The sequence below is a fragment of the Jejuia spongiicola genome (genome assembly GCF_023502325.1).
Classification (GTDB): domain Bacteria; phylum Bacteroidota; class Bacteroidia; order Flavobacteriales; family Flavobacteriaceae; genus Wocania_A; species Wocania_A spongiicola.
Genome location: NZ_JAMFLZ010000010.1, coordinates 1 through 15,669, shown reverse-complemented (window position 1 = coordinate 15,669; position 15,669 = coordinate 1). Strand labels below are relative to the sequence as shown.

The window sequence follows — 15,669 nt, the reverse complement described above, 5'->3', positions numbered from 1 at the left end:
AAGAAACAAATAATAGTTTTATAAAAGATCAAGATGAGTTCAATAAGTAAAAATAATTTAATGATGAAATATAATATTTGCACTATTTTTTTTGTATTGATAATGGGATTTGGGTTTTCTCAAAATTCATCAAACAAGGCTACCGTTTCAATTGAATATGAGAAACCTTATAAGTATGAATACATAGGAACTAATATTTTAGTTAAAGGAACTTTAGATATAGATTCTAAAGACAGTTATGAAAAAGTAATTTTTCAGGATGGTCGAACGTTTCAAATAGAAGTTGAAGGCGGAAAGGCTAAGGTTTGGTTACCGGTTATAGGTGAAGCTGGGATTATAAAGTTTGTTGGCAAAAAAAGGGACGCTAACAAGGAGCAATTATTTACGCCTTTGGTTACTTCAGATTGGGATTATTTTAAAGAAGGAACCTTTCATATTATTGCGTCTTCACATCAGGATATAGCATGGATGGATACCCCAGAATATTGCCGACATGAACGAATAAATGATATCATCGCACCAGCTCTTGATATTATGAAGACAGATGAGCATTATTATTTCGGCATGGAACAAGCCTTAAACCTCAAAGAGTTTATTGAGGATCAACCAGAACGAAAGGAAGAAGTAATAGAACGCTATCGGGAGGGAAGGTTTACTTGGGGGGCCACTTACAATCAGCCTTATGAAGGAATGCAAACAGGGGAACAATTGATCAGGGAAATGTATTTTGGTAAATTATGGATTAAAAACAACTTTGATGGGATCAATGAGGAAACAGCCTTTAATACCGATGTTCCCGGGAGAACATTGCAATTTCCGCAGATATTAGCAAAATCAGGGGTCAAAAACCTATTTGTTTCTAGAATGAAAGAAGGCTTTTTCGATTGGCATTCACCAGATGGTTCTTCAGTACTTACATATTCACCGGGCAATTATGGTTGGGCAGCTATGTTTTATAAGCTTTTTGATGAGGATGCCATTGAAGCCATGCATAAAATTCAGAACAGGGTTAAAATTTGGAGTGATTATTATAGGGAACGCAAGCTCTCACCACATTTTGCTATTGTAATTAGTAACGATGCTTCTGGTCCAACAGATTATGGTAAGCTTGTTAAGGAATGGAATACCATCATTTCCAAGACAGGAGCTAAAATTCCGACTTTAAGGCATTCGACGGTGGCGGATTTTCTATCTGATGTTAGAAACCCAAACGCTGACTTTGAAGATCTTGAAGGGGATCGTCCCAATATCTGGGCATATATCCATGGTCCCGGTCATCACAAAGCCATAACAGCTTCAAGAAAAGCCGGTAGATTGTTGCCCTCGGCCGAGATATTTGGTGCCGTTGAATCCATATTGAACAATAGTTTTGCAAATTACCCTCAAGACGATTTGTCCAAGGCTTTTGAGGAGTCTATTTACCCGGATCATGGTTGGGGAGGTAAAAATGGCCATATAACCGATAGTATATTTAAATCAAAATTGGAGTTTGCTGCAAATGAAGCGGATAGGTTGGTTGGGAAATCCCTGAAAGGTATTTCTAAAAATATCAAGACCAATAAGAAGAATGCCATAGTGGTATATAATGATCTTTCGTGGAAACGAAGTGGATTGGCATCTGTTACCATAGCGAATGCAAACAAATACCATGTTGTAGATAATAATGGAAAAATGGTGCCATCACAGGCTAGTGCATCGGACAAAAACAAATTACACTTTTATGCTTCGGATATTCCTTCCATTGGATATAAAACATTCTATTTAAAGCGTGGAGCTGCCAATAGTTCGGGAGTCAATAAAAAAATAGCACCAAATATGTTGTCCAATGCGTATTACACGATGCATCTTGGTAACGGAGGAATTACATATTTATATGACCACGTTTTAAACAAAGAAGTTTTGAATACAACAAAGTTCTCTGGTGGCGATGTGATGATGCTGGAATACGATGGTAATGGCGCTGGTGAATTTACGCAAATGACGGAGCCTAAAATGAATGGTGTATTTGACCCCAATGGAAATTCATATAATGCGACTTATGAAATAACGAGCGCCAATCCTTCAAATTGGAGTGTTTTGGTGGATGGGGAAGTTTTTACGGAATATGAAACACGAACCAAATTCAAACATGCCCAAGTAGTTCAAAGGATACGTGTGTATCATCAAGACAAGAAGATTGATTTTTTTGTTGATTTACTCAACTGGGATGGTACCCATAATCGCGAATTCCGTTTTGCGCTTCCTATTAATACCAAAGATGCAAAGATTAAATATGAAGTGCCTTTGGCCATAGCCGAAGTAGGTAAAACCGAAATGAAGGAAGCTCCTATGGGTTGGGCTTGGGGCGGTACATACGATCAAAAACCTGATGCCATTCACCCGAGGGAGGTAATGAATTTTATTAGTTCGGAGAATGAAACATTTGGCGTGACGCTTGCTACAGATGTTGCTTTGGCAGACTGGATTGATCCCACTCGCGAAGCAGTAGATTATTCTGTATTACAGGGGATTCTTTTGTCATCGCATAAAAGTTGTCATGGGGAAGGAAATTGGTACCATCAAACAGGAGACCACCATTTTAAGTTTTCAATGACATCGCATAATCCAAGTGAAAGTATACCTTACCAGTTTGGTACCGCTTCCAATCATAAATTATGGACTGTTTTAAAACAAAACCTTAACACTAAAGGAGTATTAGGAGAAAACACTGGTTTTTTTGAAGTGTCCGATCCCATGGTGCGCATTAGCACTGTTAAAAGGAGTGAAGATGGTAAGGGTATTATAGTGCGTTTGGTAGAAATGGAAGGAAAGGATAAACAGGTAACAATAAAACTACCCGAAGAATGCAAGGAGTTGATTAAGGTAAATTTGATAGAAAAGGAGGAAAAAACTATTGAAGCCCAAACAGGTACGGAAATTAGCATTAATATAGGCATGAATGCCATTGATACCTATATGCTCATATTGAAAAAGTAAAATGGGATTAAATATTAAAAATATATGCATAAAATAAATAAGGAAGGAACAATTCAGCAGTTTATCATTAAAAAAAGAGGGTTTCATCCTTTCTTAATTAAGGGCGATTGGCAGGTAGCACAATTAAATTATATTGAAGATCAGGACATCAAAAATATAGAAAAGATAGATGTCCATTATGAAACAGATGAAGTTTTTGTATTACTGGAAGGCGAGGCGGTATTGATAGCTGCGGTATTTGAAAATAACCGTTTGAGTTTTACTGCCGAATATATGAAGCCTATGGTGACGTATAATGTACCTAAGGGTACTTGGCATAATATTGCGATGGAAAAGGAAAGTAAGGTGTTGATTGTAGAAAAAGCTAATACGCATCTGTCTGATTTTGAGTATTATAAACTGGATTTAGAGCAGCTGTCTGCTATGCGTGTTGAAGTTAATAAAGTACTAACTAATAATAGATTAAAAAAATAGAGAATTATGAATTTATGGAAAGATGATAAAGAGCTTTTTGATATTGCAAAAAAGGAACTTTTTGTGGCTCTTGTCGGCGATATTTTGGATAAACTAGGGCTTCAACATCAATTTTTACCACCAACCATAAAACCGTTGCGTGATGATTTTGTGGTTATAGGTAGAGCTATGCCAGTTTTGGAAGCTGATGTTTTTGAAGAGACTGCAGAGGTAACTAACAATCCAATGATGAAAAAACCCTTTGGAATTATGTTTGAAGCCTTAGATAGTCTTCAAGAAAACGAGGTATATATCTGTTCGGGATCTTCCCCAAGATATGCTCTTTGGGGTGGTTTAATGAGTACTAGAGCTATAAAATTGAAAGCTTCGGGTGCTGTTTTACACGGCTGGTCTAGGGATACAAATGAAATTTTGAATCTTGATTTTCCTACATTTTCCTATGGAGGTTATGCACAGGATCAAGGGCCTAGGGGTAAAGTTATAGACTATCGTGTCCCTATTGAAATAGAAGGTGTACGCATCCATCCCGGAGATATCATTTACGGAGATCGGGATGGTGTATTGGTAGTGCCTGAAAAAGTGGTTGCCGAAGCTTTTACTGGCGCGATTGAAAAAGCTAGAGGAGAAAAATTGGTAAAACAAGCCTTAGAGAATGGTATGAGTACTGTAGATGCTTTCAATAAGTTTGGTATTATGTAAATAATTTTCTTTTATGAGAGATATTAGACTAAGAGTAGTATTAATTTTTATGGTTCTTCCATTCATTATGTTCGGTCAGCATAAAGAAACGGACGGGATTAGAGTTTTCTTTTTGGGAGGTCAGTCAAATATGGTTGGATATGGTATCAATAAAGATTTGCCAAAGTCCTTAAATCAAGAGTTTGCAAATGTTTTTATTTTTCATGGTACCCCTAGCGTGGTTAATGATTCATTGGCAGGACTTGGAAAATGGGAAAAATTGAAACCGGGTCATGGTGAAATGTTTTCATTCGATGGGCATAAAAATATAATGTCTAATTTGTTCGGAGTCGAAATTTCCTTTGCAAAAAGGATGCAGGAAATTTACCCCGATCAGAAAATTGCAATTATTAAATATTCTCATGGAGGGACTTCAATTGACAGTATTCAGAAAGTTGCATCTTGGGATCCTGATTATAATGGTGATAAAGACAAAATGGGAATCAATCAATATGATTTTTTTCTCAGAACTATGCATAAGGCGTATGCAATATCAGATATAGACGGTGATGGCCACTCTGATCGATTAATACCCTCAGGAATTGTTTGGATGCAAGGAGAAAGCGATGCACTTCATACTGAAGAAGTAGCATTGCGATATTATACAAATCTTAAGAGGTTGATGGACCTTATTCGTGCCGCATTGCATAAGGATGATTTACCTGTTGTTATTGGAAAAATATCGGATTCAGGAATGAATAAAGAAGGGAAAATGTGGAAATATGGTGAGTTAGTTCAATATGCTCAAGAAAAATATGCAAGAATAGATAAAAATGCAGCAATTGTAAGAGACACTAAAGATTACGGATATTCAGACGGCGCACATTACAATAGTGCTGGGTATATAAGCTTAGGAGAATCATTTGCTAGTCTTCTTTATGAATTAAATAATGAATAAACATGAAAACCAAAACGTCTAAATACCTCTTAGGAATCAGTTTTGTCTCAACTATAGGAGGCTTTCTTTTCGGCTATGATACTGCCATAATATCCGGTTGTAATACCTTTCTGGAACAACAGTTTCAATTAACTCCCGTAATGCTTGGATGGGTTGTTTCCTCGGCACTTCTGGGAACCATTTTTGGATGTATTGTCTCTGGGATGATTACGGATCGCTTAGGCAGGAAAAAGGCCTTAATTATTGCTGCTGTTTGTTTAACCATTTCTGCATTGGGTTCTATGCTGCCTCCTCAGTTTTTGGGTGATTTAGAAAACCCAATGTGGGTTACATCAGAGGTAGGACAGGCGTTTAATTTTTTGTTAGTTGTTCGCATTATTGGGGGCATAGGTGTCGGTATTACATCTGTTGTGGCACCCATTTATATCTCAGAGCTATCATTGCCACAGAACAGGGGTAAAATGGTTTCGTTGTACCAACTTTCTATAACGTTGGGAATTCTATTGGCGTTTTTGGTGGATTGGATCGTTTTAAATCATGCAGGAAGTGCTGCGGGTGTTATTTCTAATGCACCTTCAGGTTTCTTTAATTGGTTGTTTGTAGATGAACTGTGGCGTGGTATGTTTGGTACCGAAATACCAATTGCGCTACTATTTTTAACCCTTCTTTTTGTGGTTCCCGAAACACCAAGGTGGTTGGTTTCTAAAGAGCGGTATAATGAGGCCATGCAAATTATGATAAAAATCAACGGAAAAGAGCATGCCGAATTACAAATGGCTGAGATAAAAGAAATGGTGGGTTCTGAAAAAGGTGGTATAAAAGAATTGTTTCAGCCATTTTTAAGAATTCCACTTTGGATTGGGATACTGCTGCCCATGTTTGCCCACTTAAGTGGTATTGCTGCTATCATGTATTTTGCACCCAATATCATCAATGAATCTATTAATAGTGTTGAAAGTTCTTTTTTAGGAGCCGTATTGGTAGGCATAGTAAATTGTGCATTTACTTTTGTTGCCATTATGAATATTGAAAAGTTTGGAAGAAAAAAACTCCTTTTAATTGGCGTTATGGGAGCTTTTGTCTCTTTAACCGGAGTAGGGATATTATTTGCGATAGGATCTAAATTTGTTATCATTCCATTATTAATGTATGTGGCAAGTTTTGCCTTTTCCTTCGGACCAATTGTATGGGTTATTATTAGTGAGATATTCCCAACTCGAATAAGAGGACTGGCAGTATCATTAGGTAGTTTTTCACTAATGGTAACAGGTTTTGTAATAACCCTTACCAATCCAGTTTTAATAAAAGCAGTAATGCCCTCTGGGACTTTCTTTATTTACGCTTTGCTAACACTTCCGGCCATTTGGTTTATATGGAAGTTTGTTCCTGAAACTAAGGGTAAATCATTGGAAGAAATAGAAAGATTCTGGAGAGAAAAAACTAGAAAATAACATCAAAATGAATTTATAAATGGAGAGCATAGATTTAAGAGGAAAAAAGGCTTTGGTTACGGGAGGTAGTCAGGGTATTGGAGCAGGAATTTGCATAAAGTTAGCAGCATGTGGCGCCGATGTGCTTGTTAATTATTATAGCAATAAAGAAAAAGCAGAAGAATTGGTTTCTGAATTAAAAAAAAACTACGGTGTTCAAGCATGGTCAGTTTATGCCAATGTAGCTAAAAGTAGCGACGTAAAAAAAATGTTTTTAACTGTTGATGAAAAAATGGGAGGGGTAGATATATTGGTAAACAATGCAGGAGTAGAAACTATCAATCATGTACTAGATCTAACAGAGGAGGAGTGGGATAAAATTATAGATATTAATTTAAAAGGGCCTTGGTTGTGTGCGCAACAAGCAGGATTAAGAATGGAGAAAACAGGCGGAGGTGTTATTATTAATATTTCTTCAATTCATGATGTGGTACCAAGGAAAGGGCTAATTCATTATTGTTCGGCAAAAGCAGGTCTTAAAATGTTTTCTAAATGTTTGTCCTTAGAATTGGCAGAGAGTAATATCAGGGTCATATCTGTTGCTCCAGGAGCGATTGAAACCAGTATGAATAGAGAAGAAATAAACAATTTTGGACGAGATAAATTCGAAAAATGGATTCCTTCGGGAAATATAGGAGAAGTTAATGATGTTGCCAATTCTGTAGCATTTCTGGCTAGTGATTTGGCCTCATATATTCATGGTGCTGATCTGTATATTGATGGCGGTTATATGAATAATACAATACAATATGACCCTAGACCAACTAGAAAAGAAAGTTAAATTGAAAGAAATAGGTTTCTTAAATTGGTAAGAAAAAATAATCCACCGTACCACAATAATCATGTTTTATACAGGTAGTTATACACAACAGGGAGCACCTGCGGCTAATCCAACAGGAAAAGGAATCGGGTGTTTTCAGCTTAATTCTGAATCAGGGGCGATAGAGCTTTTGCATAATACCTTACAAAGAAACCCGAGTTATCTTGTGATTTCAAAGGATAGGAACCATTTATATGCCGTTGAGGAAATGTACGAAAGCTTAAATCCTCAAGTTCATGCCTATAAAATTGAAAAGAAAGGACAGTTAACGCTTTTGAATACGCAAAAGATTAATGGCGATTATGCCTGCCATTTAGCAATTATACAGGATAAATTAGTGGTTGCTTGTTATGTCTCAGGTAGCATTTTGTCTTATCCCATTATGGAAGATGGCCGTCTAGCGGCTTGCGAACAGGAAATTAAGCATGAAGGTGTTGGGCTTAATCAAAAACGACAGGAAGCCCCGCATGCCCATATGGTTTACCCTTTCAGTAATGACCACATATATGTGGTCGATTTAACGCTGGATATGGCAAAGGCATATCGAATCGATTCAAGAACAGGACAATGGAAAAAAACTCCGGCTTTAGACATAAAAATTGAAGCAGGGAGTGGCGCGCGCCATATGGTTATGGATAACAAAGAAGAACTTGCGTTCGTTTTAAGCGAGTTGACTGGGGAAATATTTGTTGCGGATCTGCGTGGTGGAGAAAGTGAGATTGTACAGAAAATATCATTTGTTCCAAGAGCATACCTAGGAGCGATTGGAGGTGCTGCCATAAGAATGCACCCCAGCGGAGAATACCTCTATGCCTCTAATAGAGGTTCGGATACTATCGCCATTTTTAAGGTTGATAAGGGATCAAGGAAATTAACGGTTGTTGCCCACCAATCAACTGAGGGTAAGACCCCTCGTGATTTTAATATGGATCCAAGTGGTGAATGGCTCATTGCTGCGAATCAGGATTCAAGCACAATAGCAGTATTTGAAATTAATGAGATAGATGGAACATTGAACTTGAATTCTTTGGTTGAAGTAGAGACACCTGTAAATATTTGTTGGTTATAGATTAAACAATGCAAAGGATTTAAAACTATAAAAAATGATTGAACTTAAGGGAATAGCCTGGGATCATCCAAGAGGATATGAACCGTTAATTGCTACATCAGAGGAATTTAAAAAGAGTCATCCTAATGTCATAATAAAATGGGATGTGCGCTCGCTTAAAGAATTTGGTGATATGCCTATAGAGCATCTAATTGAACGTTATGACCTTATCACTATTGATCATCCCTACATGGGACAGGCAGATAAAAATGGATTGAAAAAAGAGTTTACTTATGATGGTGTTCACCCTAATCTTGCCGGCTATAAAATCATGGAACCCATAGTGATGAAAGCTATTAACAAAGCAATAAATCAAGAGTAACTAAAAGGTGTAAAGATGAATCCAATCAGATTAAATAAAATATGGCTTTTAATTATAATTGTACAATCCATTTTCACTTATGGTCAAAAAAAGGAGGTAATAAGGGTTTATTACTTGGGAGGGCAGTCAAATATGGATGGTTTTGGGTATAACGATCAATTGCCAAATTCGTTTGAAAAGTCCGTGGAAAATATTTGGATTTTTCATGGAAACCCAGTCGGTGATAATGAGACTAATGGAGGTTTAGGAAAATGGAACATTATGCAACCTGGTCATGGCTATGGATTTTCAGCAGATCAGAAAGGTAATAACCTTTCAGATAGATTTGGTCTGGAGTTGTCTTTTGGTAAAAGACTGCAAGAGCTTTACCCGAATGATAAAATTGCAATAATTAAATATTCAAGAGGGGGGACGTCTATTGATAGTTTAGCCGCAGGGGAGTATGGCTCATGGGAGCCAGATTATCGAGGGACCAATGGACTAAATCAATATGATCATTTTTTAAATACCATAAGGTCGGCTTTTAGTAAAAATGATATTGATTCAAATGGGATAGCGGACCTATTTATGCCATCTGGAATAATTTGGATGCAAGGAGAGAGTGATGCCTACTATACAGAAGAGATTGCATTGCGCTATTATCCAAATTTAAGGAGATTATTGAATTTAATTCGAGCAAGTTTGTTAAAGGATGATTTACCCGTTGTAATTGGGAAAATTTCTGATTCAGGACAAGACACTGATGGAAAAGTATGGAATTATTGCGAGCTGGTTCAACATGCTCAGGAAAAGTATGTAAGAATAGACGAAAATTCAGAAATAGTTAGAACTACAGCTAATTATAATTATTCAGATGCAGCACATTACAATAGTGAGGGATATATAGATTTGGGAAAGAAGATGGCTGAAGCTATTTACAACTTGGAGAACCAAATTGAATCAAAAACAGGATATAATGAATTTCATGAATAAAATTTTTATTTGGTCATTTACAGTGTCATTGGCTGGATTTTTATTCGGTTTTGATACCATAGTGATTTCAGGAGCAGACAAAACCTTACAAAATATATGGGGCTCCTCAGATCTTTTTCATGGTATGGTGGTTATGGCTATGGCGCTATGGGGAACTGTGATAGGCGCAATATTTGGAGGCATTCCAACCAACCGAATAGGGCGAAAAAATACGCTTATTTGGATTGGTGTTTTGTATTTTGTTTCTGCCATTGGTTCAGCAACGGTAAATGATCCCTATACATTTGCCTTTTTTAGATTTATTGGCGGATTAGGTGTAGGGGCATCTACAATTGCAGCACCAGCTTATATTTCAGAAATAGCACCAGCAAAAAAAAGGGGGCGCTTAGTAGCAATGTATCAATTTAGTATTGTTTTTGGGGTGCTTGTAGCATTTATATCTAATTATCTATTAAGCAATCTTGGTGAAAATGCTTGGCGTTGGATGATCGGCGTTGAAGCCTTTCCTGCGTTTATCTTTTGTCTATTAATTTTTAGAGTTCCTAAAAGCCCACGATGGTTAATAACAAAGGGGAAGATTAATGAGGCAATTAAAACACTTAAAATAATTGATCCTCAAAAAGACATAGAGTTATTTATAAAATCTATTAATCTTGATACGCCTAAGAATAATGAGCATATTTTTTTAAAAAAATATAGAATTCCTTTATTACTGGCTTTTTTTATAGCCTTTTTTAATCAGTTTTCAGGTATTAATGCTTTCTGGTATTATGCCCCAAGAATTTTGGAAGAGGCTGGTCTTGGAACAAGTTCGGCATTATTGAGTAGTGTAGGTATCGGCTTTATTAATGTGGTTTTCACTTTGTTAGGTGTGTACTTAATAGACAGGTCCGGAAGGAAAAAGTTAATGTATATTGGTTCTTTTGGATACATTCTTTCACTAGGTTTGGTGGCCGCAGCATTCTTTTTTAACTGGGGAGGAATAGTTATAGTTACTTGCTTTTTTGTTTTTGTTGCAGCCCATGCAATGGGGCAAGGCACTGTAATTTGGGTTTTTATTTCAGAACTTTTCCCCAATCACTTAAGGGCATCTGGTCAAGCTTTTGGTTCCTCTGTGCACTGGGTTTTGGCGGCTGCAATTCCATCACTTATACCCTCCCTGTTCTCCATCATAGGTCCAGGAGTTGTGTTTGCATTCTTCGCTGTTATGATGATTTGGCAGCTTATCTGGGTGCACTTTAAAATGCCGGAAACCAAAGGGAAATCACTAGAGAAATTAAGTAAAAATTTAACAGAAACACTTTAAAAGTTCACTTTTTGTTGCAGTCTAACACTTACTTTGTGTACGCTGTTGGGCATTGGGGTTAAAAAGCTGTTCGATGAAGGAAAGAGCGGTTGCTTAGTCTCTGCTAATTCAAAAGGGGAGATCTTACCAATATATTTAACCGATTTACAGGATAAAACCGGTAAGATCCAGCCTCGACTGGTCGATATAGATTCGGAATTCGCTCATTTATGCCTTCAGAACTTACATGTTTTGGAAGAGAGCGATTATGTGGTAGCCAAACAATATGTACCCAATCCTGGAGAGTATGATTTTAATACCATATTATTAGAGAAATAATTTTAAAATTTTAGTAAAAGGAATTGGTTTAAGAAATGATAGGTAATCTAAAACATTTTATTGTTTATCGATATTGATGTAAATGTATTACAGTAAAAGCATGATGAGTATTGTTTAGAGATTAGAAAATAATCAATTACTAAATAAATAATTCAAAGAAAAGTCAAAGTTTTGGATAATTTTATTTTTATATAATTTGTACCTTTATAACACCAAAGAAGATCAAATTATATCTTCGAAGTTCTTTTTATAGTTTTGGTGTGCAATTAGGTGTGCATAAATAGATGAAAGTTATAGAATAACAGTAAATATAGGGAGTGAGAGAGGTTGAGGTTAATCCTGCCACCCCGACAAAATTATTAATATCAATTACAACAAAAACCCTATTAATCTTCAGATTAATAGGGTTTTGTCGCTTTTAAGGTTAGCTAACAGCCATTTTTTTATATAAAACTTCTTAATTTATCACATTAAACTATATAAAACACCACTTATTACATAATATGTTACGTTTATTAATTTATGCTCCTGCTTAAGTACTATGTTATGATACTTTAGCTAAGTAAATAGATTTTTTTATTTATACAGTTAATGATTAATAGCAATAATCAATAATTCCAAGCAAAATTATCTGGCCCCTCCCTAAAATTTATGTATGGTACAAACATTTGATAAAGAACTAAATGAAGAGCAGCTTAACTTTTTAAAATTATACGCTTACGGATATTCGATTAAAGAAATAATTTTATTTTATGACAATCGTTCTTTTACTTTAAAGTTAAAAAGGCAAATAGAAGGTATGTTTAAATTGAACGATTGGTTCAAAATTATAGGCATTTCATTTAAAGAAAATATTCTAAATAAAAATGATTTTTTAGAACGTAAAATAATAAATAATGCCTCCGATTATGCACATCAAATTCTTGATGAGTATAATAATAGAGAGAAAAAAAAGTTTTCTAAAGCTAAATTAACAAAGCACGTTATTAGCTTTGTTAATACATGCGATGCAGATCTTTTTTTGAAAAACTCATTTATTCAATTTGATGAAAGTGAAGAGTTTGTAATAAAATATCAATTCAATAAATATTTTGAGTTTATAGAAACAACTAGCGAGCCTTACTTTGATGATGAATTAATACAAGGTATTTTTAAAAAAGCAAAATCAAATTCTTGGTTTGGAGTATTTAGAAAAGTCTTTAATACAGATATAATAAATAAAGAACCATATTCTAATATAAATTTAAAAAGTCAAGCTCAATTGTGTAGTAGAGAAATCTATTCATTCTTAGAGTCGTTACCTTCAAAAAATGATTTGGAAAACGAATTTAAAATTTATAACTGTTTAATAAACTTATATAACACATACGAGTACAGCTATTTGCTTAATAGTTTTTATTCTAGTAGCAATAATGTAGTACGACAGAATAAATAGTTTGATTAATATGAAATTATTTGATACGTAGAAATCGATTTAATTGCTCCTGCCTTCTTCTAGCAATAGGGAGTGATTCTTTATTAGACATTTCGCAATAATTACCATCTACTTTAGTGATTTTTTCGACATGCTTTAAGTTTACTATGTAGCTATTATGAATTCTAAAAAAATCATTTTCGTTAATAATATTTTCAAACTCACCAATATTTCTGGAAGCTACTATTTTTTGATTATTAACAAGATTAAAAACTGTGTACCTGCCTTCAGAATTTAAATAAATTATATCATTTAATTTAACAAATTCAATTTTGTTAATTGAAGAAATCGCTATAAAATCAAGAGGGATATTCTGTATAAAAGCTCCAGACAAATTTTGTACTTGATCTGGTAATGTAAATAATTCATTTTCAATATCTTCATAAGCCTTGTTAACAGCCAAAATCAATTCTTCTATAGCTATAGGTTTTAAAATATAATCTATAGCGTTAAACTTAAATGCTTTAATGGCATACTCACTATAAGATGATACAAAAATGACTTTATATTTTGAGTGTTTAATGGTTTCTAAAACATCAAAACCTGTGCCTGCATCTAAAATAATATCCATGAAAATTAACTCAGGCTCTTTTTCATTTATAAGTTTAATAGCGTCTTTTCTTGTAGAAGCTTTCCCAACTATTTTAATGTTTGGGCAATAGGTTTTAATAAAGTGTTCTAGTAATTTAATGTTTTTTTTCTCGTCATCAACAATTAGGGTTTTAGCTTGTCTCATAGCAAATTTTAGGGGTTAAGTTATTCCTTTTGACACAATGATGATAATTATGTCACAAAAGATAATTATTTTTTGACAAATTTAGAGTCTTAGGTATAACCTAGAGATTCCACTTAAGAAATTGTTTTTAAAATGTATGTGTTTAATTAACTTAGATATTATAGGTTTATGTAAAGTAATTACAAACAAAAAAGTAAGCAAATAAAAAATAATTAAAGTTTATTTATTAAGGCTTAACATTTAAGTTTAGAGAGATTTTTAAAAACAATTTAGTTGCGATTTAAATATAGGGATTAAAAGAATATAAAACAAAGTATTAATTATAAAGAAATTTAGTAATTATAATTGATCACTTTATGTGTTTTATAGATTAAAAACTTACACCTTAATGACACTTCTGCCTTCAAACAATGAAGTGTTTTTCACACATATTCCATATAAGGTACACTTGTTTGTGTATAGCTACACTTATTACTTTTTGTTTATATACTCCAAGTATAATGATGACATTTGATACTAAAAGGTTAGCGTTTTAATTTGTTTAAATCATTGATTTTTAGGGTTTTGATTTTTTTTACCTGTGCTTTTTATTAAAAAATAAACTTCTTACAAAAGCAAATTTTAAATGTACAGAATTCTCTTAATTAATAAGAATAAAGTTAATGATAGGGTAATTAGGAGATATCTTAATAACAGTTTTGTAGATAAACAAGCTCTTTGCGTAACAAATTCTTTTAATGAAGGAATAAATCTTTTAAAAGCTAGAAAGCCTCATTTAGTTATATTAAATGCAATATCCAATAAGAATGATATTAACTATTTTTTTGATAATTGTGGTATAGTAGATTTTCAAACTATAGTTTTATCTAGTAGCGATGCATACGCTTTAACTGCTCTTAAATATAATGTAATAGATTACTTGTTGATGCCTATTAAAGAGGAAGATTTTAGAGAAGCTTTAATAAAAGCGATATCAAAAATTAAAAGCTATTATGGTTTTGATCAACAACAACATGCAAAAAAAATTAATACCATTCTCGCTATTCCTATGTTTAAAAAAATTGAATTTATAGACATTAAAAATGTGATGTATTGTGAAGCACAAGGTAAGTACACACAATTCACTTCGGTTGATAGCGAATTAAAAATATCGAGTAAGAACTTAGGTGCTTACGAGAAGCGATTAAGCAAATTTCAATTTTTTAGAATTCATCATAAGTATTTAGTAAACTTAAACTTTGTATCAAGAATTGATACTTTACCTAGTATTTCTTGCACTTTAAGAAATGGAGTTTCTTTAAAGGTATCAGTAAGAAGGTATGAAGCGCTTTGCAAGTTTTTACAAATTATGTAGCGTATTTAAGGAGCGTTAGTAATAAAAATTAAATCTTTAAAAAAGTTTTACATAAGATATATACCACGTATTTTCCTCTGTTTTTCCACTTATTTCAATAATAGAACACTTATTTCTGTATAAGCTCATTTATTACATGGCGTTTACATAGCCCAACAAATCATTATTTCTTTGCCATTGCTATTATCACAGGCTCTTTGCCTTTTAAACCTTTAATGAAAATAATTTTTTAAAAACGCATTATGAAAAAAATAATTACGCTATTGTTCTTAATAACTATAGGAACTACCTATGCGCAAGTAGGTGTAGGAACACCTTTGCCAGATAACTCATCCCAATTAGATGTAGTATCTAACAGTAAAGGGGTCTTAATTCCCAGAATTTCACTTACAAACAGTACAGATGCGACTACAATTACTAACGGCAATGTTGTTAGTCTTTTAGTTTATAACACCAATACTGTGGTAGGAGATATTGCTCCTGGATATCATTATTGGGATGGGGCAAAATGGCAACGTATAGTCAGTCAAGAAGATATAGTTAATATACTAAATAACGACCCAGATGTATTACAAGACAACGGCGACGGTACCTTTACTCACACTGCTATCGATGGAACAATAGTGACTTTTGATGCCAACACCACTACATTAGTAGATAACGGAGACGGAACCTACATCATC

The 15,669-nt window shown here is 34.1% G+C and carries 13 protein-coding genes and 1 pseudogene; 13 read left to right on the top strand and 1 reads right to left on the bottom strand.

What is annotated here, in order from left to right; genetic code table 11:
• Window positions 1-33 precede the first annotated feature (33 nt).
• The 11 genes from M3P09_RS16355 (at window position 34) to M3P09_RS16305 (ending at window position 12,857) form a co-directional block, all read left to right on the top strand.
• Window positions 34-2,976 carry a glycoside hydrolase family 38 N-terminal domain-containing protein gene (locus M3P09_RS16355; protein ID WP_249973946.1) on the top strand — a complete coding sequence of 981 codons (2,943 nt, stop codon included), beginning with the start codon at window positions 34-36 and terminating at the stop codon, window positions 2,974-2,976.
• A gap of 24 nt (window positions 2,977-3,000) precedes the next feature.
• Window positions 3,001-3,450, top strand: coding sequence for a hypothetical protein (locus M3P09_RS16350; RefSeq protein ID WP_249973945.1), 450 nt, complete (start codon window positions 3,001-3,003; stop codon window positions 3,448-3,450).
• Between the two features lie 6 nt (window positions 3,451-3,456).
• On the top strand, window positions 3,457-4,149 hold the full coding sequence (locus M3P09_RS16345) for an RraA family protein (RefSeq protein ID WP_249973944.1): 693 nt from the start codon (window positions 3,457-3,459) through the stop codon (window positions 4,147-4,149).
• 13 nt (window positions 4,150-4,162) lie between these two features.
• Window positions 4,163-5,086: a sialate O-acetylesterase gene (locus M3P09_RS16340; RefSeq protein ID WP_347709816.1), complete on the top strand. Its 924-nt coding sequence runs from the start codon at window positions 4,163-4,165 to the stop codon at window positions 5,084-5,086.
• Window positions 5,087-5,088: 2 nt separating this feature from the next.
• Window positions 5,089-6,537, top strand: a complete 1,449-nt coding sequence (locus M3P09_RS16335) for a sugar porter family MFS transporter (protein WP_249973943.1) — start codon at window positions 5,089-5,091, stop codon at window positions 6,535-6,537.
• A 19-nt stretch (window positions 6,538-6,556) separates the two neighbouring features.
• Entirely contained in the window at window positions 6,557-7,357 is an 801-nt protein-coding gene (locus M3P09_RS16330; RefSeq protein WP_249973942.1) for a glucose 1-dehydrogenase, read from the top strand.
• 61 nt (window positions 7,358-7,418) lie between these two features.
• Window positions 7,419-8,465 (top strand): lactonase family protein, encoded by a 1,047-nt coding sequence (locus M3P09_RS16325; RefSeq protein WP_249973941.1) that lies wholly within the window; start codon window positions 7,419-7,421, stop codon window positions 8,463-8,465.
• A gap of 34 nt (window positions 8,466-8,499) precedes the next feature.
• Window positions 8,500-8,826 carry a hypothetical protein gene (locus tag M3P09_RS16320; protein ID WP_249973940.1) on the top strand — a complete coding sequence of 109 codons (327 nt, stop codon included), beginning with the start codon at window positions 8,500-8,502 and terminating at the stop codon, window positions 8,824-8,826.
• A 15-nt stretch (window positions 8,827-8,841) separates the two neighbouring features.
• Complete coding sequence (locus M3P09_RS16315; protein WP_249973939.1) at window positions 8,842-9,798, top strand: sialate O-acetylesterase; 957 nt, start codon at window positions 8,842-8,844, stop codon at window positions 9,796-9,798.
• Window positions 9,791-11,104: a sugar porter family MFS transporter gene (locus M3P09_RS16310; RefSeq protein ID WP_249973938.1), complete on the top strand. Its 1,314-nt coding sequence runs from the start codon at window positions 9,791-9,793 to the stop codon at window positions 11,102-11,104. Before M3P09_RS16315 ends, M3P09_RS16310 begins: the two co-directional genes overlap by 8 nt.
• 973 nt (window positions 11,105-12,077) lie before the next feature.
• Window positions 12,078-12,857, top strand: coding sequence for a hypothetical protein (locus tag M3P09_RS16305; protein WP_249973937.1), 780 nt, complete (start codon window positions 12,078-12,080; stop codon window positions 12,855-12,857).
• 16 nt (window positions 12,858-12,873) lie between these two features.
• Here the strand turns inward: M3P09_RS16305 and M3P09_RS16300 are convergent, their stop codons facing one another.
• On the bottom strand, window positions 12,874-13,632 hold the full coding sequence (locus M3P09_RS16300) for a LytR/AlgR family response regulator transcription factor (RefSeq protein ID WP_099563939.1): 759 nt from the start codon (window positions 13,630-13,632) through the stop codon (window positions 12,874-12,876).
• Window positions 13,633-14,257: 625 nt separating this feature from the next.
• Between M3P09_RS16300 and M3P09_RS16295 the strand changes: the two genes are divergently transcribed.
• Window positions 14,258-14,986 carry a LytR/AlgR family response regulator transcription factor gene (locus M3P09_RS16295; RefSeq protein ID WP_249973936.1) on the top strand — a complete coding sequence of 243 codons (729 nt, stop codon included), beginning with the start codon at window positions 14,258-14,260 and terminating at the stop codon, window positions 14,984-14,986.
• Window positions 14,987-15,228: 242 nt separating this feature from the next.
• Window positions 15,229-15,669: pseudogene (locus M3P09_RS16290) on the top strand (hypothetical protein); the annotation flags it as partial.